This window comes from Pseudomonas sp. PSB18 (assembly GCF_014596565.1).
Classification (GTDB): domain Bacteria; phylum Pseudomonadota; class Gammaproteobacteria; order Pseudomonadales; family Pseudomonadaceae; genus Aquipseudomonas.
In genome coordinates this window covers 82,599-103,552 of sequence record NZ_NOIN01000014.1, presented here as the reverse complement: position 1 = coordinate 103,552, position 20,954 = coordinate 82,599, and the positions used below count along the sequence as shown (strand labels likewise).

The window sequence follows — 20,954 nt, the reverse complement described above, 5'->3', positions numbered from 1 at the left end:
AGCCAATATCACTCCCGTTGATATAACCGCGCAGGCCCCGCAAAACGGGGCCTGCGTCTTATTGAGGCTGGATGAACTTCACGTCGCTCGGCGCATCCATTGGCAGTTTTTGCACCGATTTACCCAGCAGGCCGGTCTTTGGATCGCGTTCGAATACCACGATCTGATTGCTTTTCTGGTTGGCAACCAACAGGAATTTCCCGCTCGGATCGAGGCTGAATTCCCGCGGATGGTCGCCTTCCACGGAGCGGCGTTGCAGTTCTTTCAGCGTGCCGGCCGCCGGATCGATGGCGAATACCAGCACTTCGTTGCTGGTGCCACGATTGCTGACGTACAGGAACTTGCCATCCTTCGAGGCGTGCAGCGCCGCAGCCGCCCTCGCCGGCTGGGGCTTGCCCGCCGCCAGGTCAACCAGTTGGCGTTGGACCAGGCGACCGTCCTGGTAATCGAACACCGCCACTTGCGCGGTCATTTCCAGGGTCAGCCAGGCGTGCTTACCGTCGGCACTGAACAGCAGGTGGCGCGGCCCGCTGCCGGGGGGCAGTTGCACGAATGCCGGGACGGCGGCGGTCAGCGGCAGCTCGGGATTGGCCTTGGGGTCATAGTGATAGACGAACACCTTGTCCGCCCCCAGGTCGTTGGCGAACACGTATTTGCCGTCGGGCGACGACACCGCCGAATGCACATGGGCCGACATCTGCCGCTCGGGGTTGACCCGGCTCGGCTGGTGACTGCTCAATTGCACCACGGGCGACAGCTTGCCATCGGCCCCCACGGGCAATACCGCAAGCGTACCGCCCGGATCCTCCACCACCGAATAGTTGCTGACCAGCAGATGCCGGCCATCGCCGCTGAGGCTGGAATGGGTCGGCTCATTGCCCAGGGACTGCACCTGATTGATCAGGCTCAGGGCGTGGGTGGCCGGGTCGATGGCGTAACTGCTGACCTTGCCCACTGGATCCTTCTGCCCTGGCCCGTTTTCGTTGACCACAAACAGGTGGCTCATGTCCGGGGACAGAGTCAGCCACGAAGGGTTGTCCGTCTTGATCACCTGCAACGGCTTGGCCTCGAGCTGGCCGGTGCGGCTGTCGAACTGCAGCCGGTAGACGCCCTGGCTCTGGCCCGCCGTGTAGGAGCCCACCAGTAATTGATAGCGCTGATCGGCGTTGGCCTGCGTGGCCATGGCACCAAGGCTGCCGGCCATCAACAATGGCCAGAGGCTACGCAACTTCATGTTCGTCATCCTCATCGTCGTGGCCGCTGATCGCTTCCACGCACTCCAGGTAGTGATCGCCCGAATCGCTGGAAATGATCCAGTGTTTCGCAGCCGGGTCGAACGTCGCGGCCTGCATCTGCGCGGGCGTAAAGCGCCAATGCGCGAGGGTGCGGCCGTTCATGCACTCGACGTGCAACTGGTCCTGCTCGTCGAGGGAAAAATCGAAGGCGTGCAACCCGTCGATGATCAGCATGTCGCAGGTTTCGAGGGCGTGCAGCAGGGTGTCGGTTACGGCAGTCATGGGAATTGGTCGGTCGTTGGGAAAGTGAGCATGATAGCTCAATGTCTGGGTTGGCCTTGGGCTATCAAGTCCTAAAGCGGTGCCGACCGGCAGATCGTCATCGCGAGCAGGCTCGCTCCCACAAGGGTTTCGGGGCTGCCGCAGGACTCATGTCCACCGCCAATCCCCTGTGGGAGCCGGGCTTGCTCGCGATGACGGCAGCCCAGGCACCTTCGACGAACCTGCCCACCCGGAACCTCAGAACAACCCCTGCACCTGCTCCAGCACCGCGCGGTTCATCTGGCCGGTGTGGGTGTGCAGGCTGACATAGCTTTGCAGCATGTCGAGCTTGGTATTGAGCAGATCCCGACGGGCCTGGAACACCCGCTGCTGGGCATCGAGGATGTCCACGGTGGAGCGCACACCGCCCTGGAAGCCTTTCTCCGTCGACGTCAGCGCGCGCTGGTTGGACTCCACCGCGCGCTGCATCGCCTTGCTCTTGGCGAACCCGGCCACCACGCCGAGGTAATCGGTTTCGATGTTCTCGGCCAACTGCTGACGTTGCACGTCATAGTCCGACTGCGCACCGGCCAGTTGCGCTTCGGCCTTGGCCACCGAAGCACGCACCGAGCCGCCGCGATACAGTGGGATATCCAGTTGCACCCCCACGTAATACGTGTCCTGGCGCGGATCGAGTTCCTGATACTGACGGGTTTCCCGGCGGGTCAGCTGAGTGGTCAGCGACAGGCTCGGGTAGTGCCCGGCGCGCTGGCTGTCGGCCTGGGCCTCGGCCACTTTCACCGCCGCCAGACGGGCCGCCAGCTCGGGACTGGCGTCACGGGCAATGGCCGTCCAGTAACCCAGGTCCTGTTCCGGCGGAATCGGACTGCCGAGGGGCAGTTCCTCGCGCATCGGCTGGATGTCGTCGATGGGCACGCTGGCCCGGCCGGACAAGGCCCGCAAGGCCGCCACCCGGCGAGCCTGCGCCTCGGCCTCCTGGGCTTCGACCAGATCAAGCCTCGCCTGGGCTTCGTCGATGTCGGTGATCGCGCCCTGGCCGCCCTGGTAAAGCTTCTTGCTCTGGATGACCAATCCATTGATGGCCGCCTTCTGCTGGGTGATCAACTTGATTTCGTTCTCGGCCCGGGCCACATCGAAATACCCTTTGGCAACCCGGTCGAACAAGGTCTGGCCGGCAACATCGAACTGCTGGATGCCCAGTTGCCCACGAGCCTTGCCCTCTTGATAAGCCGCCCAGCGGCCCTTGTCATAGAGCGGTTGTTGCGCCGCAAGGGTAACGCTGTTCGCCTGGTAGTCGTTGCTGTTGACGTAGCTCCTGTCGTCGCCACCGTCGGTGCGACCACCGTAACCGTAGCGCGACGTCAGGGATACCTGCGGATACAGACCACCGCGACCGATGGCCTCTTCGTTCCGGGAAGCATCGAAGGCATGGGTGGCCGATTGCAGGGTCGGGTCATTCAGGCGTGAGGCATCGTACGCGGCGGTCAGGCTCAGGCCACCTTCGGCAGCCCAGACGGGGCTGATCGCCACCCAACTGCTACACAGGCTCAACAACACGCGGGAGCGATAAAGGCGCCGGTCGGTCATGCTCATTCCTCCTTGAAGGCAGCCAGCAAGCGTTCGCGCAAAGGTTTCATCAGGTAGTTCATCAGGGTCCGTTCGCCGGTCACCACCGTGACATCGGCCAGCATGCCAGGACGTACCCACAGGCCGGCGGCCTGCAGCGAGGCGACGGTGTCGGCGGGAATCTCGACCTTGGCGGAGAAATACGGCTGGTGCGTCTGCTCATTGATCAACTGATCCGCCGACACCGTACTGACGGTGCCCGTGACCGTCGGCGTATCCACCCGCTGCAGCGCCGTGAAATGCACGTGCACCGGCAGCCCCGGCCGCAGCTTGTTGGCCATCAGCGGCTCGAACCGCGCCGTGATCGCCATCGGCGCATCCAGCGGGACCACTTGCATCAGGGTCTGGCTGGCCTGGACGACGCCACCGACGGTATGAATGTTCAAGTCCATGACCTGCCCGGCCGCCGGCGCGCGAATCGCACCGTTGTCGACTTCGAACTGCAAGGCGCGGATCTGATCGGCGTAACCCGCCGCCTCGGCGGACACTTCGCTGAGCTGGGTTTCGGCATCGCGACGGAATTCCTGTTGCGCCTGCAAAGCCTTGAGCCGACTTTCGTTGATCGACTGGCGGGTTTTACCGACATCGCCGATCCCGGAAGCAATCTGACCGGCCAGTTGAGCGGCGTTGCGCTCAGCCTCGAAGAGTTTGTTGCGCGGGACATAGCCTTCACGCGCCAAGTCCCGCAAGCCCTCCAGTTCCTGGCGCTGGAAGCGCATCTGCGCATCGTAGTTGCGCTTGACCCCTTCGTAGCCGAGCAGTTGCTGTTCCAGCGCCGCCACTTCGTGCTCGATGATCTGCAAGCGGCTGCCCAGCTCGGCACGACGGCTCAGGAACAACTGGCTCTGCAATGCCATGGCTGCCTTGACCCGTGGCTCGTCGGCACGGGCCAGCAGGTCCTCCGGCCACTGGATCTCGGCGCTGCCCAGACGCTCGGCCATCAGGCGTGCCTCGATGCTGCGGTCGTTGAGCAACTTGCCCAGGGTCACGTCCAGCTGCGATTGCGCCTGCACGGTATTGAGCTGCACCAGCAACTGCCCCTGGCTGACGCGATCGCCATCGCTGACCAGCAGCTTTTCCACCACGCCACCCACCAGCGACTGCACCGCCTTGCGCTCGCCCGCCACCACCACGGTGCCGCTGCCAACAACGCCCTGGTCCAGCGGCGCCAGGCAGGCCCAGAGCAATGCGCCACCCAACGCCAGCACCAGGAAACCCACGCCATAACGCGCCGCACCGCCGGCATCGGTACTGGCGCCGGGCAACGAGCTGACGTTGCGCAGGTTCCGCCCCTGCTCGCTATACGCGTGTGGACTTGGAGTCAGATCATGCATCTTCGCCAGCCTCCCTCACCGCAGCCGGCCGCGGCCCCGGCATCAGCGCCTTGAGTACCCGGTCGCGGGGACCGAATGCCTGTTGGGTTCCGTCCTTGAGCACAAGGATGTGATCGACCATCGCCAGCACACTGGGCCGGTGGGTGATCAGCACCACCGTGCTGCCGGCAGCCTTGAGCACGGCGATGGCCTGTACCAGGGCCAGCTCGCCGGCTTCATCGAGGTTGGAATTGGGTTCATCGAGTACGATCAGCGCCGGGCGCCCATAGAGCGCACGGGCCAGGCCGAGGCGTTGTTTCTGTCCGCCGGACAGACCGAGCCCTCCAGGCCCTAGAGGCGTGTCATAGCCCTTGGGAAACCTCAGGATCATCTCGTGGATGCCGGCGTGACGGCTGGCGGCGATGATCTTGTCGGCATCCTGCTCGCCGAAGCGGGCGATGTTGTCGGCCACACTGCCGTCGAACAACTCGATGTCCTGGGGCAGATACCCAAGGTGGGGGCCCAGGGCATCATGGGACCACTGGCTGATCTCGGCATTGTCCAGGCGCACCGATCCACCCAGTGGGGGCCATACACCGACCAGCGCCCTGGCCAGGGTCGACTTGCCACTGGCGCTGGGGCCCACGACCGCGAGCACTTCCCCTTTATCCAAGTGAAAATTGATCCCCCGCAGAATCGGCTGTGAGGCGCCGGGTGGGCCGACGTACAGCTGCTCCAGGCGCACCGCACCGGTGGGTGGCGGCAAGGGCATGCGCAGGCGATCACGGGGATGCTGGGCAAGGAGCAGGCTCAGGCGCTGATAGCTCTGGCGCCCGGCATTGAATTGCTTCCACGATCCGATGGCGATTTCCACGGGGGCCAGGGCCCGCCCCAGCAGGAGTGACATGGCGATCATCATGCCCGCCGACAACTGGCCTTCCAACACCAGCAACGCCCCCAACCCCAGCGACAGCGACTGGCCCGAGATGCGCACAAACCGTGTCATCGAGGTGATACGAGCGCCGCGATCACTGGCATGGGCCTGGGCGGCGATGATGCGTTGCTGCAGCAGGCTCCAGCGCTGACGCAACGGCCCGAGCATGCCCAGCGCCTGGATGACTTCGGCGTTGTGCAGCGTGCTGTTGACGTAGGCGGCCGATTGCACGCCCAGGCGGTTGGCTTCCCCCAGGCGCGTGCGAGTCGCCAGTTCGCCCCACAGCGCCAGGCCGATCAGCACGAGGGCGAGGACCAGGGTCAACACCCCGAACCAGTGATGAAAAATGAATGCCACCAACAGGAAGATCGGCAGCCACGGCGCATCGAGCAAGGCGATCAGCCCCTGCCCGGTAATCAACTGCCGTAGTGTCGCCAGATCGCTGAGCACCTGCGCCGGGTTGGCGTTGTGCTCGCGCAGGCTGCGGGCAAAGGCGGCATCGAAAATCCGCTCGCCCAGGGCATCGTCCAGCCCTGCGCTCATGCGAATCATCACCTCGCCGCGCACCCACTCGATCAAGGCACTGAACATGAACAGGCCCAGGGCGATCAGGGTCAGCATGAACAAGGTGGTTTCGTTGCGACTGGTCAGGACCCGGTCGTACACCTGCATCATGTAGAGCGACGGCACCAGCACCAGTAGATTGATGACGCCGCTGAACAGCGCCAGGGACCAGAATACCCGGCGATAGCTCAATAACGCGGCATCGATGTCATGACGAGGATCGAGAAGCAGCCCCATAGAATGGCAACCCGCAAAAAAATAGTCGGTCCAGGACGCAATCCATCGCGAGTTTTTTGCCCGAAGGCGTTCGAGAAGCCCATCGATACAGCTGACGTGACGCCGCCAGGGCGCCCATTAATGACAACGCTCGAACGGGTTAGTGCCAGATCGGCAGAAAGGGTTTACAGGCAGGGTGACAGGCGGAGAGCCTGGTTTCAGGAGGGTGTTTCAGAGGTGAAACAGATCGGGGATGGGCACGCCTCTTGTGGCGAGGGGATTTATCCCCGCTGGGCTGCGAAGCAGCCCCAAACCAGACAATTCAAAATCGCCGGCAAATGAGTGCTCTGCATGAGGGCTGCTGCGCAGCCCAGCGGGGATAAATCCCCTCGCCACAGATTCCCCTCGCCACAAGTGTTTTATCTAGCTTTCCCTGGGGCTAGCCCAGGGACGCCGCCCTCTCCCCCTGCGGCTGCTGCCGCGACGTGACCAGTCCGATAAAGGAAATGATCAGCGCCAGGCCAAGGGTCGAGCTGACTTCACTACGGTGTTCCGGCGTCACCATCATCACCGCCAGCGCCGCGCAGATGAACACGATGACCAGCCAGGTCAACCAGGGGAACAGCCACATGCGAAAAGTCAGCTCGACGTTCTGCTGACGCAGCAGCCGGCGCATGCGCAGTTGGGAGATGGCAATCGCCAGGTACACCAGCAACGCGATGGCGCCGGAACTGGCGAGCAGGAATTGGAACAGGCCGGCGGGCATGAAGTAGCTGAACAGCGTGATACCTGCCCCCAACACAGTACTGGCAATCACTGCTGTGCGCGGGACGCCTTCCCCCGACGTCACCTTCAAGGCCTTTGGCGCATCGCCGCGTCGCCCCAGCGAGTACAGCATGCGCGAGGCGATGTAGATCGAGGAGTTCATGCAACTGGCCACCGCGATCAGTACCACGGCATCCACCAGGAACTTGGCATGGGGGATGTTCATCAGCTCCAGCGCTCGCTGGTAGGAGCCCACCGAAGCCAGCTGCGGATCGTTCCACGGCACCACGGAGATGACCACGAAAATCGACAGCAGGTAGAACACGCCAATCCGCCAGATCACCGAACGCGTCGCCTTGGCAATGTTCTGTGCGGGGTTATCGGATTCGGCTGCCGCAATCGTCACCGCCTCCGTCCCGATGAAGCTGAACATGATGGTGATGAAGGCCCCGACCACCGCCGACAAACCGTTGGGAGCGAAACCGCCATGTTCTTCCATCAAGCGGCTCAGGCCGCTGGCTTCCCGCTCGGGAATCCGCCCATCAGGACGGCGAAACCCAGGGAAATGAAACCGATGATCGCCACGACCTTGGCCATCGCGAACCAGAATTCGAACTCACCGTACTTGGACACGCTGAACAGGTTCGTCACCGCCAGGGCCACAATCGATACCGAAGCAAACAGCCAAGCGTCAATGGAAGGAAACCACTGGTTCAACACATGCCCGGCGGCCAGCGCTTCGATGGGAATAACCAGGACCCAGAACCACCAGTACAGCCAACCGATGGTGAAGCCGGCCCAGCGCCCGATGGCCTGGTCGGCATAGGTGGAGAACGAACCGGTGTCCGGGCGGGCTACCGCCATTTCACCGAGCATGCGCATGACCAGCACCACCAACAGGCCGGAGAACAGATAAGCCAGCAGTACCGCTGGGCCGGCCGCCGCAATGGCATGCCCCGATCCTACGAACAAGCCTGCGCCGATGATCCCGGCAATGGACAGCATGGTGACGTGACGAGGCTTGAAGCCCTGTGCCAGATGGCCGTTCGAATCCTTGAAACTGGGGCTGGTCATTTTCTTGTTCTCTTTTTAATCGACATTGAACGTACCGAGGAACAGACGCTACGAAGAAACGGTGCGCCACGTTACCCGTCTCACTTGCTCGCTGAATTATCTGTAAGCGCTCCTTTTGTGCCTGATCTCGTCATAAATTACCTAGCATTTGGCCATACCTGCCTCATGCAAGGGGCGTTGCAGAGCGGTCGCACTAAAAAGCCAGCATCCAAATAAACGCTTTAAATATTTTATCGAGTTAAGTATTTTGCATGGATCCGGGCCTCTGTATGCCCTCTATTCCAGTGACAAAGGACCTCCCGTGAGCGGACTGCGTGAACGTCAAAAAGCCGAACGACGCCAAGCCATCAGCAAGGCGGCGATCGAACTGTTCGAGCGCCAGGGCTTCCAGAACACCACCATCGAACAAATCGCCGGCCAGGCCGGGGTGTCGGCCCCGACCGTGTTCAAGTACTTCGGCAACAAGCAGGAGATCATCCTGGAAATCCTCCATGAGGCGGATCAGCGCGCGCTCAAGGACACCCGATTGCAGGTCCCTGAAATAGAGGATCCGGTCGAGGCGCTGTGTTACCTGGAACGGCTGCTGACGGGCTACGCCCTGGAGGTCATGCACCCCAGCCTCTGGCGCGAATTGCTGCCCTTGATTCTGTTTGGCGGCGACGGCGGGCTGCCGGAGGGCTATCGCGCCATGAACGATGCGCTCAGGGCTGAGATCAGTGGCTTGATCAAGGAACTGCAGCAGGCCGGCAAGCTGCGCGCCGACCTGGACGTCGAGCTGGCCGCCTTCCTGTTGAACGATTATTCACACTTGCAGCTGTTCAGGCTGGTCAACCAGGAACAGCCGGATATCGAAGCACACTCCGCCCAGGTCAAGCGGATTACGGCGTTGCTGTTCCAGGGCATGCGTGCCTGAAGGAAGACACTGACAGATCGTCATCGCGAGCAGGCTCGCTCCCACACAGGTTTTCAGTGACCGCGCATTCTGCGTCCGACGCTAATCCCTGTGGGAGCGAGCCTGCTCGCGATGGCGGTGGATCAGCCACTGCAGAGTCGACTGATAAACCGCCTTCGCGAGCAAGCCCGCTCCCACAGTTCGTATAGCCCGGATCAGCGATTGGTCTTGATCGCCGTCCAGGTCCGCGTGCGGATCCGCTCGATGGCGGCCGGCATGGGCTCCAGGGCGAACAGCGTCTTGCGTGCGTCGTCCGGGATGTACATCGCGGGGTCGTTACGGACTTCCGGGATCACCAGCGCGGTGGCGTCCTTGTTCGGATTGGGGTAGCCAATCTTGTTGCTGATACGGGCGATGACATCGGCCCGCATGATGTAGTTGATGAACGCGTGGGCCTCCTGGGTATGGGGAGCGTTGGTGGGAATCATCATCACGTCCGACCACATCGGCGCACCTTCCTTGGGCAGCGCCATTGCCACTTTGACCCCCTTGCCAGCGGCATCGGCCAGGCGCTTGGCGAGCGCCACGCCGCCTGACCAGCCTACGGCGATGCAGACGTCGCCATTGGCCAGGTCCATGCCGTAGCGTGACGAATTGAAGTAGGAGATGAACGGCCGGATCCTGGCCATCGCCGCCTGCGCCTGCGGGTAGTCCTCACGTCTCTGGCTGTTGGGGTCCAATCCCTTGTAATGCAAGGCGATGGGCACGATCTCGTTGGCGGCATCGAGAAAGCCGACCCCGCAACTCGCCAGTTTGGACAGGTTCTCTTCCTTGAAGATGATGTCCCAGGTGTCTATCGGCACATCGGCTCCCAGCGCCTGCCGAACCTTGTCGACGTTATAGCCGATCAGTGTGGTGCCCCACAGGTATGGCGCCGCATAGCGGTTGCCCGGGTCACCCACGGCTTCCAGGCCTTTCATGAACTCCGGGTCCAATTGCTGCCAGCTTGGCAGTTGGCTGCGATCCAGGGGCTGGACGGCGCCGGCGGCGATCAGGTGACTGACGTTGGAACTGCTCGGGTACACCACGTCGTACCCGGAATTGCCGGTCAGCAGCTTGGACTCCAGGGTTTCGACACTGTCGAACACGTCATAGATCGGACGGATCCCGGTCTCTTCCTGAAAGCTCTTGAGGATTTCCGGCGGCAGGTACTCGATCCAGTTATAGATTCGCACCGTCCGCTCTTCGGCCATGCTTGCACCGCTGGCGAGCAACGAAACGAGAGCACCCAATACCGTATTACGCAAAGACTTGTTCATGGCAAAACACTCCAGCGCGGCCGCGAAGGCTCGCGGCATCAATAGCGATAGGTGAACGATAATTCCAGCGCGCTGAATTTCCGGTCGTTGCCGAACACCTGCTTGGCCGCGGCCATCGGCTTGACCCAGTTATAGGATAGCGAGGAAACCAACGCCTTCGACGGCGCCCAGTCCAGGAAGACGACGCTTTCGTCGGCAAAACGCCGATCACTGACCGCCGTGCCCATGTAGTTCTTTTCGTCCAGCCAGAACTGGTAGTGGATGGCGCCGAGGTTGAGGGTTTCGTTGAGGTGGGTCTTGATCGAGAATTGCTGAACGTTTTCGTTGCTGTTGAACAGCAGATAGTTGCCAACGACGTCCCCCACCAGCCAGGTGCCCCAATCGACATAGCCCTTGCTGAGCGGGTCCCAGGACGCCTGGCGGTTGTCCGTCAGGTTGTCATCGCCGGAAAAGCTCGTGTAGCGGTAACCCACGACCGGCGTCAACGGCAAGGTATCGAAGGCATAGTCCGCCTGGCCATACCAGGCCTCGGCATCATACTCGACGCCTTCGCCGTTGCCGCGTTCCAAGGCGTACTCGGCGTTGAGGGTCAAGGCCGGCAAGCCCGGAACCTTGGCGTTGAGCGCCCGCAGGTTGTACACCTGCATGCCGTCTCGGCGCAGCGGTGTGGCGCCTTTGGGACCGAGTGCGTTGACCTTCATGGCCATGGCCCCAAGCGTCACCCGATCGTCGAGGTTGTAGTCGAGGTTGGCCCCGGTCATCCGGAAGTCACCCAGGTCATCGTCGGTGCGCAAGGTGAATGCCTGGGTTTTCAAGGCACCGTGATCCCAGGCCAGCACCGCGGAATCCTTGAAGGCGCTTCTGGGTGCGAGCCAGTAGGCGCCGTCCTTGAGCTGATCCAGATTGCCGTCCATGACGATGAAGCCGGTGCCGATCATGTAGTTCTGGCGGCCGGCGGTGAACGTCCACTCCCCGGCCCGGAATCCCCCGTAGAGTTCTTCGGTGGCCACCTCGCCATCGGAACTGCGGGTGAAGCCGCCGGCATCGCCATCGCCGAAGGTCGTCGCCCCGACCAGCGAGCCACCGGCCAGCAGGCTGAAGTCCGGCTGCAAGGCATACTCCAGTTTGACGCCCGGCTTGACGTAGAACTCCTGCCAATCGATTTTGCTGCCGCCATTCTTGCGGCTGCGCATGTCCACACGGCCAGCGCCGAAGTTGACGTTGCGAGTGAAAATGGCTGCACCGCCGGCGGTGACGTTGACCTCACCCTTGAGGTTGCCATCCTCGAAGGTGTAGCCCGCCAGTGCGACCTGGGCGCTCAGGGGTAACCCGAGCGCTAAGAGCGTTCGGGAGAAACGCGTCGTGGAAACCATGTGAAGCTCCTGTGTGATTTATTGTTGTTACAGGGCAGTGAATGGCGGCGCAGAACGTCGCCAACACCTGGCGAGGCCAGGTGAATGGAACGTGATTCTTGTCATCGGAACGCGTGGTCAGTCGCCGAGGTGCGCCGCGATGGCGCGCAACATGCGCACGCTGTCCCCATCGAACGGGCTGACGGCATCGTTCAGGGACGACTGCTTGACGATCACCACGCCGGATGGCTTGTCCACGAACAGGTACTGGCCATGAATGCCACCGGCCATGAGCGCCTGGCTGTGGTCGTTGAAGACGTACCACTGGCTGCGATAGGAAGCGCCAGGGGTCCAGGCTTCAAAGTCGGGGGATGTGGCGTAGATCGCCGGGTCGGCGCCGGCGGCAATGCGCGCGACTGTCTCGGACGACAGCAACTGGCGTCCGTCGTGACGGCCGTCATTGGCCAGCAGGCGACCGAAACGGGCCATGTCGCGCAAGGTGGCGCTGAAACCGGCACCGGCCACGCTGCGCCCCCAGGGGTCGGCCATGAAATAGCCGTCGCGCTCACACCCCAATTGGCTCCAGATCTCTTCCAGCAGGCGATGGCAGGCCTTGCCGCTGGCACGTTCCATGACCCAGGCCAGGGCCTCGGTGGTGGCCGTCACGTAGTGAAAGAAACCGCCGTGCTCGCCCTGCTTTCGGAGCGACGGCAGGAATTGGTACAGCGATTCGAACTGGGCGTACTGCGCGGGTGCCGGTTGGAAACCGCAGGCATAGCCGTACTGGGAACTCTCCGAATCCGGGTCTTCGTACACTTCGCTGTAGTGGATGCCCACCGCCATGTCGAACAACTGGCGCACGGTTGCATCGGCGTAGGCACTGCCTTCGAATTCCGGCACGTAGTGGGCGGCGGGCAGTGCTGGATCCAGCACACCGTCGCTGACCAACTGTTCGCCGAGGGTGCCGACCAGCGATTTGGTCACCGAAAACATGACGTGTCGGTCCTGGGGCGCCTGGCCGTTGAAGTAGCGCTCGAACAGCACGGTATCACCCTGCATGACCAGGAACGCGTCGGTCTGGCTGGCCACCAGGTGTTCGATCACGCTGATGCTCAAGCCGCACTCGCTGTTGAAGTGCAGCTCATCCAGTGCCAGTGGCGCCTGCGGCAGGACGCTGGCCGGCCCTGCCCCCGCCTGCACATCGATTGAAGGCCGCAGGCGCGCCAGATTGCGAAAGCCCCATCGATTGAAGGGCGGACGCATCCAGTTGTGCCAGGTAACACGACGGTGAGGTTCGGCCGGAAAGCCTTGCATGAGCGAAGAGGTAAAGCGCGTGTCGGATGACGACTCATGCGTCTCGACATAAAGACTGGCCAATGAAGGCACGGTGTTCTGATTCATCGGGTTGCCCCTGGGAAATGACTCTGCGTGACAGCAGATGCAGGGAAATAATTACCCGATTATATTTTTTAGTCAATAAAACTTTTTACATAATAATTTTTACCTTGGAAGATGCGGGCCTATCATTACCTCCGGGAATGCATCGAACCTGTGGGAGCCGAGCTTGCTCGCGATGGCGGCGGCACATTTAGCATTGATACAAGCTGACCTACCGCTATCGCGAGCAAGCTCGGCTCCCACAGGGTTATTCGGGTGTTCAGGATATTTGGGAAGGCGCGAAAATCGGGGTTCAGCGACCCGGCCCGGCACCCAGCGACTCGGCCATTCGAACCAGGTCGGCGAACGATTTGGCGTGCATTTTCTTCATCGCATGGGCGCGATGGATTTTCACGGTGATTTCGCTCAGGTTCATCTGCCCGGCAATCTGCTTGTTCATCAGGCCCTTGACCGCAAAAGCCATCACCTCTTTTTCCCGGGCGGTCAGTGTCTGGTAGTGGGCATGCAGGTCGGCAGATTGCTGCCGGATTTCGCGACGCCTGATGTCTGCCTGGAGTGCAGCGGTCACGGCGTCCAGCAGATCCTGTTCGCGGAAGGGTTTGGCCAGGAAATCCACGGCGCCGGCTTTCATCGCCTTGACCGACATCTCGATGTCGCCGTGGCCGGTGATGAAGATGATGGGAATATTCGAATCCGACTCCGCCAACCAGCGCTGGAAGTCCAGGCCACTGCTCCCCTGCAGTCGCACGTCGAGAATCAGGCAGCTGGCGCAATCCGTCTTTGGTTGCTGAAGAAACTCCGTCGTGGAAGCGAACGTCTCGACACGGATCCCGACCGAGCGCAACAGATTGCTCAATGCATCGCGCATGGAGGCATCGTCATCCACCACGAACACCATGGAATCCTTGCTGCCTGACTCATGGGATGAGGGGCTACCGTTCATGCACGATCCTCTTGGGTGGACGGAAAAATTCTAGCACAGACCACTAGGCCACCAAGCGGGGCTCCAGTGCCGAAATCAACGCGAACAGATCATGGGGACGATGGAAGCAGGCGTCGACCTGGGCACTGTAGCTGTTCCCGCTGACGCACCAACTGCAGAAATGCTCACAGTTGTTGAAGAGCACCCTGTACTGCTTTTCACCCAATCGCGAACGCGCCCGATCAACGATTTCTTCGCTGGAGTATTTGCAGGGTTCCTGAAGCATCCAGACCGGCTTGCCGTTGGCAAAATGCTCAAGATCGGTCACTTCGATGGGACCCGGCCGGAGCGAACCGCTGAACCCCGAGTAATGGGCAACGTCTGCCCCGCCCAGGTAGATCCCGTGGTGCAGGTAGAACCGGCGCGGGCTGATCAGGTGTGCGCCTATCGGCAGGTGGCCCGCAGGCTGTTCGACATCGACCGGCCGCAATTCAACATCCGCCAGGCGCGCCGGACGTGGGTGGCAGTGACGTGGCTCGGCGAGCCTATGACTCTCGGCTATCGGCATGCTCAAGCGATAGAAGGCACTCGTCGTGATGAGCGCCATGCAAATCAGCGCGATCGAACGAAGAGATGACAGTTGCTCTGCTGCTCTGGCGGTCAAGTTGTTCACGACACATTCTCCGCAGTCCTTGATGGGGAATATATCGCCGGGGGATATCGCGTTTCATTTGTACGTGGGTTGGTTCGGGTGACCGATTGATATATGGCCCCTAAACCTAAGTATTAAACCGGCGCCCTCAAGGGCGCGCGATGGGCAGCGTGAATTGAACAGTGGCGCCACGGGGCGGGTTGGCGATGGCGCTCAGGCAACCGCCATGGGCTTCGATGATCGAACGACAGATCGACAGTCCCAATCCCAGGCCGGTGGGCTTGGTGGTGTAGAACGAAGTGAACACCAGGTCGGTGCTTTGCGAGGCAAACCCCGGGCCCGAATCACTCACACTGACAAGCACGCAATTCGCCTCGCCCAACGTCGCGCGGATCACCAACTGCCGCTCGCCTGCACTGACACTGCCCATGGCCTCCAACGCATTCATGATCAGGTTGAGCAGTACTTGCTGCAGCTCTACGCGGTCACCTTCAATCAGGGGCAAGCCGTCCATGAGTTGCGTCTGTATCGAGGCCCCGCTCTTGATGATCTGGCCACGGGTAAACTCGATCATCTCCTCGATGGCCGCATTGATGTCCACCGGGCCCTTCTGCGGCGGAGCCTTGCGGATATGCCCACGGATCCGGCCCAGCACGTCCGCCGCTCGATTGGCGTCGAGGATGAGGCGTTCAAGCACCGGCCGGACCTCGTCGATGTCCGGTGGCTGGGCGTTCAACCAGCGTAACGCCGCATTGGCGTTGAGGATGGCGGCGGCGATCGGTTGATTGACTTCGTGGGCGATGGAAGCCACCAATTGACCCATGGTCGCCACGCGGTTGGCATGGGCCAGTTCGGTTTGTACCTCACGATAGCGGCGTTCGCTTTCACGAATTTTTTCTTCCGCCTGCCTGCGCTCGGTCAGGTCCAGTACAAAGGCAACCCCCTCATTGCTGCCCGCTTCGAACAGCGCCAGGCCGACAATCACTGGCAAGCGACTGCCATCCTTCCTGAAGTATTCCTTTTCGTAGGGCCTGGAGTGCCCGGTCAACAACGCTTGCGCCAGCGAGCGGTCGCTGAGTTCACGAAACTCCGGCACGGTCAGGTCTCTCCAGCGCAGGCCGCCGGAAGCAAGGTCTTCTCGCTGGTAACCCAACATGCGCAGGAACGCATCGTTGGCCTCGATGATGTGTCCATCGGCGTGCCAGACGAGAATCCCGATGATGTTGGCATCCACCAGGCGGCGGATCTTCGCTTCGCGCTCGGCGACCTCGCGGTACAGACGGGCATTTTCCAGGGAAACGGCGGCCTGTGAGGCCACCAGCTTCAACACGGCGATCCGGCCAGGACTGAACACATGGGCCGCCAGATTGTTTTCCAGATAGAGCGCACCGACGAGTTTGGCCTGGTTCGTCAGCGGCAGGCATAAGACCGAACGGGCGCGCTGCTGGCGAATATAAGGATCCGTGGCGAACGCCGCCTCGACCAGCGCATCGTCCAGCACCACACTCTCACGGGTGCGCAGGACATGATAAAGAACCGACTCCGGCACCAAAACCGCGCTCACTGGCGCATTTCGCAGTTGAGTGGTGCCGCCGGCCGTCACTTGCGCAGCGACCCGCTGTTCACCGTCCTGCAAAAGAACCAGCAACCCGCGTTCGGCGCCAGCCTGCTCGATTGCCGTGGTCATGATCATGTCGATCAGTTTTTCCAGAACGATTTCGCCCGACACGGCCTGTGAAACCTTGAGGACCGTGGCCAGGTCAAGGTGTTCGACCGGTGTCGCCATCGTGGTGGTCGGACCGGGCGCAAGTTCTTCGGCCCTGAGCGCGGGATACTTATCCTCAAGCTGCCGCACCTTGCCATCGGCGCCCCAACGCAGGTAACCGTAACGGGCATCCTGCAAATAGACGCGGGCGATCTTGCCGAACCCCCGCGCCCGGTAGAAACGCGACGCAAGTTCATTGGCAAGCGCCTCGACATGGATAAAACCGCTTGCCTGGGCGGCTTGCAGGGCTTGCTCGTAAAGCAGCTCGGCCTCGATCAGCCGCCCCTCGACCCGGGCGATCTCCGCGCCGACCAGCGCCGCGCGGCTGGCGAAATTCTCCGGACATTGCCGGGCCCAGGCTTCGAGCCACTGGTGATCGACCGCCATGGCGATCAAGTGCTGCGCCTGCTCGTCTACCGAGACGCTGTCGCAGCGAGCGGCCCGGGCCAGTGCGCTGTAGAAGTGATATTCGGCCTCCTCGCAGAACGCCTGGCAAACCCAGAGCAGCTGCTGAGCCTTGGCGGCCGCCTCAACAGCTTCCTCGGCATCGTCGGCCAAGTAGCGCGCCTGTAATTTGCGGACCCAATACAGACACTCGGCCAGCACCAGGTCCGGGTTACTGGACAAATGGGCTTCGGTGACGGACTCGTTCAACTCGCCATCGTCCAAACGCCCGAAGGTGGGTGTCTCGCCACGGAGCATTCGGATCAGCGTGAGCTGCGTGACGATGAAGTCGGTCACCAATCCGAACCCCACCTTCTTTGCATACGCCAGGCCCCGCTCGGATTCACCTTGTACGTCATCCAAGGGCTCGCCGGCGAACAGCAGGTCGGCGACGAGGTTGTTGCCGGCATAGGCACCGTAGGGCAGATCGCCGATCCGGTTCGCCGCTGCAAATGAACGGCGCAGCAGATCGCGGCACTCCCCCACCGGCCTCATCCAGCGCACGGCAAAACAGGAGAAGCACAGGTAGGTACTGGCCTCGAATCGCGTCAGGCCTCGTCGTTCGACGAGTTCGCAACCGAGCTGGCCGAATCGGAACCCCATCTGGTGGTCACCGAAACGCCGGCCGGCGACCCGGAAGAAATTGGCGTAGAGCACGCAGGATGCATCGCAGTTACCCCGTTCCAGGCTCAGGTTGACCGCTTTGCAGATCAACAGATCCGCTAGGTTGCCATCGCTCTGCAGGGCCGGCGCGAAGAGTTTGCCCAACGCGTTGAGGGTCATGAGGGACGTTGGATCGTCCATGAGCGGCAAATCGATAAGCTCCTCGATGGCCCGCTCACCGAGCAACGACCCTGTACGCTCATACTCCTCCCGGACCTGGGCGTCGGTCGGATGGGCGGACCACTCGATGCCCACATGCCGCAGATAGGCCAGGCAGACCGCAACCGCGCCGTCACTGCGGTCCAGAAGCAGGTAGACGTCCATCAGCAGGCAAGTGACGCTGGCCCGTTCGATCACCGTCGTGGCGCGATCCGACAAGGCGGTCAGGCACTCGTCCGCAACCCCCAACTGTCCGGTCAGCAGCTCACACTCGGCTCGACTCAAGGCCAATGCAAAAATCAGCTCATGCCGACGGGTCCAGCAATCCTCATCCAGCAATTGCATGCCGGTACTGAGGTAATTAAGTGCCGAGGCATAGGCCGTCGACGCCTTGGCCCGCTGACCGGCGATCAGGTTGAATTGCGCCAGTTGCTCACGCTCGGCCTGATCAGTGATCAGCGCGGCGCCGCGGTTGAGCTGGCCGACGATTTCAAAAATCGCCTCATCCCGCTCTTTGGCGGACGCCTGCGCGGTTAGCAGACGCCCGACGCGCAGGTGGGCTTCGGCACGTGAATCCTCGGGAATCAGCGAATAGGCCGCTTCATGGATACGGTCATGAACAAACCGATAGGCGTCGTCCAATCGTTCGACCAACTCCTGGCGGATCGCCTCCCACAGCACCGCCCTGAGCGCTGTCTCGGAAGTGCCCAGGGCAGTCGAAAGCGTCTTGAAGCCGGCAACGTTACCCAGACACGCCAGTTGCTGCAGAGCCAGCTGCGTGTCCTCCGGCAGACGGCCCAGCTTGCCGACCATCAGGTCCACGATGTTGTCGGTATAGCCCTTGGCATGGATACGATCCGGGTCCCACCACCACTGCCGTGCCTCGTGGTCGAAGGTCAGTAGATGTTCCTCGGCGAGCGCGTGCAGGAACTGGATCACGAAGAACGGATTGCCGGCGGTTTTATCCAGCACCAACTGAGCCAAAGGCTCGATGCGTGAGCGTTCGTCCTGCAGTGCTTCGGCGATCAACAGCTCGACATGGGCCTTGGCCAGCGGCGTCAACGTAATCTCGCTGACCTTGCCGCCGGCGCTGCGGATGGCCTGGAGCTTGGCGGTCAGCGGGTGCGAGATATCCACTTCGTTGCTGCGGTAGGCACCGACGAGCATCAGGTGTCGCACGTCGGAGCTGGTCAGCAAGTCCTCCAACAGGTCAAGGGTCGCCGCGTCGAGCCATTGCAGGTCGTCGAGGAACAGCGCAAGGGGATGGTCTTCGCGGGCGAACACACCGATAAAGCGCCGGAACACCAGCAGGAAGCGGCGTTGCTCCTGTTGCGGATCAAGGGACGTGACCGGCGGTGGCTCGCCGATGATCAGCTTGAGTTCGGGGATCAGGTCGGTCATGAGTCGCGCGTTGACGTCCAGTGCCTCCTGCAAGGCGTCCCGCCACGTCGTCAGCTCTGCGTCACTCTTGCCCAGCAGCGTGCGCACCAGACTCTGGAACGCCTGCACCAGGGTCGAGTAGGGAATATCCCGCCGGTACTGATCGAACTTGCCGCTGGCGAAGAGCCCTCGCGGCGGCACCAGCGCCTTGTGCAACTCATTGACCACCGAGGACTTGCCGATGCCGGAATAACCGGTGACCAGCACCAGTTCCGGTGAGCTGCTTTGAACGATCCGGGAGAATGCGGCGACCAGGGTGTCGACCTCTCGCTCTCGGCCATAGAGTTTTTCGGGTATCAGCAGCCGATCCGACGCGCCATGTTCGCCCAGCGCAAAGGCATCGATGCGGCCCTGTTGCTGCCAGTCCGCCAGGCAGCGTCGCAGGTCATGCTCGACACTGGCCGCCGTCTGGTAGCGCTCCTCGGCGGTCTTGGCGAGCAGCTTCATGACAATGAGGGACAGCATCTCGGGAACGGTTGCGACCCGCTCGTGGGGTGGCAAGGTCATCCTGGCGATATGGCAGTGCACCCATTCGATGGGGTCGGACGCGGTGAACGGCAGCGAGCCGGTCAGCATCTGGTAAAGGGTGACACCGAAGGAATAGAGGTCGCTACGCGAATCGATCGAGCGATTCATCCGACCGGTCTGCTCGGGCGCCATGTAGGCGAGCGTGCCGGCCAGGGTCTCTGGCGCCTGTCGCTCCCGTGGCAGGCGCGAAGCAAGGCCGAAGCCTGTGAGCCGGGCCTGGCCGTCGGTGCAGTTCACCAGAATATGACTGGGCTTGATGTCCTTATGGACGAGGCCCTGTTGATGCAGCTTGCCCAGTGCCACGGCAATGCCCACGGCCAGTCGCAGGAACGTGGCGGTCTCCATGGGCGCGATCAGCAGTTGCATGAGCGGTACGCCGCCCGGGTCCTCGAGCACCAGGTGCATCTGGGCGCCTTCGCGCAGCATCTCCAGCGGGCGCACCGACCAGGTGCTGTCCAGCTCGTCCTTCAGGCCAAACTCATGGGCAAGACGGCCCAGACAACCAGAGCGAGGTTGTTCGCCCGCAGGCCGGGCAACCAGTACCGAGCACTTGCCGTCTACGCCCGAACGCAGTTGCCGAGAGAAGGTACGCTCACCATCGTCCCATAATATTTGCATGCTGTTTTCCATCGGCACGGAACAATAAATCGTTGGTTATCCGGGCTGTTGCAAGGCACCGTCGGGAACGGAGCGAGTCGTGTCACCGGCCCGTAGATTAGCGCTCCGCGAAAGCCCTTCACAGCTATTTCCGTCGAGCCGGGCCGGACCGCTTCATTGAAACGCACGAAACGACCCTTTGGTCTTAACCGGCTATACGTAGGTATACTTCTGTGCCTTGTGAGACCGCGTATCTTGTAATTCACGACAGGCGCTGTCACGAGCGACCCTTATGGAAGACACCCAGATACGCAACACGCAAACCATTGCAGTCGTCGATGATGACGAATCCGTTCGGGCAGCCCTCAAAAGCCTGTTGCGCTCCAGCGGCTACGACGTCCGCACCTATTGCAGCGCCCTGGATTTTCTCGACACCGCCGGCCCCGCCGGGACGAACTGCCTGGTGTCCGATATCCAGATGCCGGGCATGAGTGGCGTGGAACTGCACGAGCGACTCGGCGCGATGGGTTTCAGGATACCCACCATTCTCATCACCGCCTATCCCGGAAAGGTTTCCCATCTGGGCGCCAACACCCCAGGCCTGGTTGCCTGCCTGCCCAAACCCTGTGAAGCCGACCGGTTGCTGGAATGTATCGAAACCGCCCTCGGCCAACGGCACTGACCACCCCGCTCATACCTTCGTATAGTCCGCCGCCACTGACGTATGGTTTTTCTGAACCGATGTAGAAGTGCGCCCGCAAGCTGCCCTCAATAGCATGGATTCACGGCGGGCGACACGCCCGTGAATCTTCCG

At 61.8% G+C, this 20,954-nt stretch carries 13 protein-coding genes and 1 pseudogene; 2 read left to right on the top strand and 12 right to left on the bottom strand.

Annotation, left to right across the window (positions count from 1 at the left end):
• Positions 1-58: 58 nt before the first annotated feature.
• The 6 genes and pseudogenes from CGA22_RS24690 to gabP form a co-directional block, all read right to left on the bottom strand.
• Positions 59-1,234 (bottom strand): lactonase family protein, encoded by a 1,176-nt coding sequence (locus tag CGA22_RS24690; RefSeq protein ID WP_041024966.1) that lies wholly within the window; start codon positions 1,232-1,234, stop codon positions 59-61.
• A complete protein-coding gene (locus CGA22_RS24685; RefSeq protein WP_041024965.1) occupies positions 1,221-1,517 on the bottom strand; it encodes a DUF5629 family protein in 297 nt (98 codons plus the stop codon). The genes CGA22_RS24690 and CGA22_RS24685 overlap by 14 nt, the downstream gene beginning before the upstream one ends.
• Before the next feature lie 237 nt (positions 1,518-1,754).
• The gene (locus CGA22_RS24680) at positions 1,755-3,104 is read right to left on the bottom strand and encodes a TolC family outer membrane protein (RefSeq protein ID WP_041024964.1); all 1,350 of its coding nucleotides are present in this window, start codon (positions 3,102-3,104) and stop codon (positions 1,755-1,757) included.
• 2 nt (positions 3,105-3,106) lie between these two features.
• Entirely contained in the window at positions 3,107-4,477 is a 1,371-nt protein-coding gene (locus CGA22_RS24675; protein WP_188258740.1) for an HlyD family type I secretion periplasmic adaptor subunit, read from the bottom strand.
• A complete protein-coding gene (locus CGA22_RS24670; protein ID WP_041020737.1) occupies positions 4,470-6,191 on the bottom strand; it encodes a type I secretion system permease/ATPase in 1,722 nt (573 codons plus the stop codon). Before CGA22_RS24670 ends, CGA22_RS24675 begins: the two co-directional genes overlap by 8 nt.
• A gap of 418 nt (positions 6,192-6,609) precedes the next feature.
• Positions 6,610-8,009, bottom strand: a pseudogene (gene gabP / locus CGA22_RS24665) (GABA permease).
• A gap of 301 nt (positions 8,010-8,310) precedes the next feature.
• On the opposite strand from gabP, the gene CGA22_RS24660 reads away from it, so the two are divergent.
• A complete protein-coding gene (locus CGA22_RS24660; protein ID WP_041020736.1) occupies positions 8,311-8,922 on the top strand; it encodes a TetR/AcrR family transcriptional regulator in 612 nt (203 codons plus the stop codon).
• A 194-nt stretch (positions 8,923-9,116) separates the two neighbouring features.
• Here CGA22_RS24660 and CGA22_RS24655 read toward each other — a convergent pair whose 3' ends face one another.
• The 6 genes from CGA22_RS24655 to CGA22_RS24630 form a co-directional block, all read right to left on the bottom strand.
• Positions 9,117-10,220 carry a polyamine ABC transporter substrate-binding protein gene (locus CGA22_RS24655; protein WP_041020740.1) on the bottom strand — a complete coding sequence of 368 codons (1,104 nt, stop codon included), beginning with the start codon at positions 10,218-10,220 and terminating at the stop codon, positions 9,117-9,119.
• A gap of 38 nt (positions 10,221-10,258) precedes the next feature.
• Positions 10,259-11,593, bottom strand: coding sequence for a hypothetical protein (locus CGA22_RS24650; RefSeq protein WP_041020735.1), 1,335 nt, complete (start codon positions 11,591-11,593; stop codon positions 10,259-10,261).
• Between the two features lie 117 nt (positions 11,594-11,710).
• Entirely contained in the window at positions 11,711-12,973 is a 1,263-nt protein-coding gene (locus CGA22_RS24645) for a serine hydrolase domain-containing protein (protein WP_041020734.1), read from the bottom strand.
• A gap of 289 nt (positions 12,974-13,262) precedes the next feature.
• On the bottom strand, positions 13,263-13,913 hold the full coding sequence (locus CGA22_RS24640) for a response regulator transcription factor (RefSeq protein WP_041020733.1): 651 nt from the start codon (positions 13,911-13,913) through the stop codon (positions 13,263-13,265).
• Positions 13,914-13,956: 43 nt separating this feature from the next.
• Positions 13,957-14,565 (bottom strand): lecithin retinol acyltransferase family protein, encoded by a 609-nt coding sequence (locus CGA22_RS24635; RefSeq protein WP_041020732.1) that lies wholly within the window; start codon positions 14,563-14,565, stop codon positions 13,957-13,959.
• A 127-nt stretch (positions 14,566-14,692) separates the two neighbouring features.
• Positions 14,693-20,161, bottom strand: coding sequence for a trifunctional serine/threonine-protein kinase/ATP-binding protein/sensor histidine kinase (locus CGA22_RS24630; protein WP_041020731.1), 5,469 nt, complete (start codon positions 20,159-20,161; stop codon positions 14,693-14,695).
• 271 nt (positions 20,162-20,432) lie between these two features.
• Here CGA22_RS24630 and CGA22_RS24625 point away from each other — a divergent pair, with 271 nt between their 5' ends.
• Positions 20,433-20,822, top strand: coding sequence for a response regulator transcription factor (locus CGA22_RS24625; RefSeq protein WP_041020730.1), 390 nt, complete (start codon positions 20,433-20,435; stop codon positions 20,820-20,822).
• Positions 20,823-20,954 lie beyond the last annotated feature (132 nt).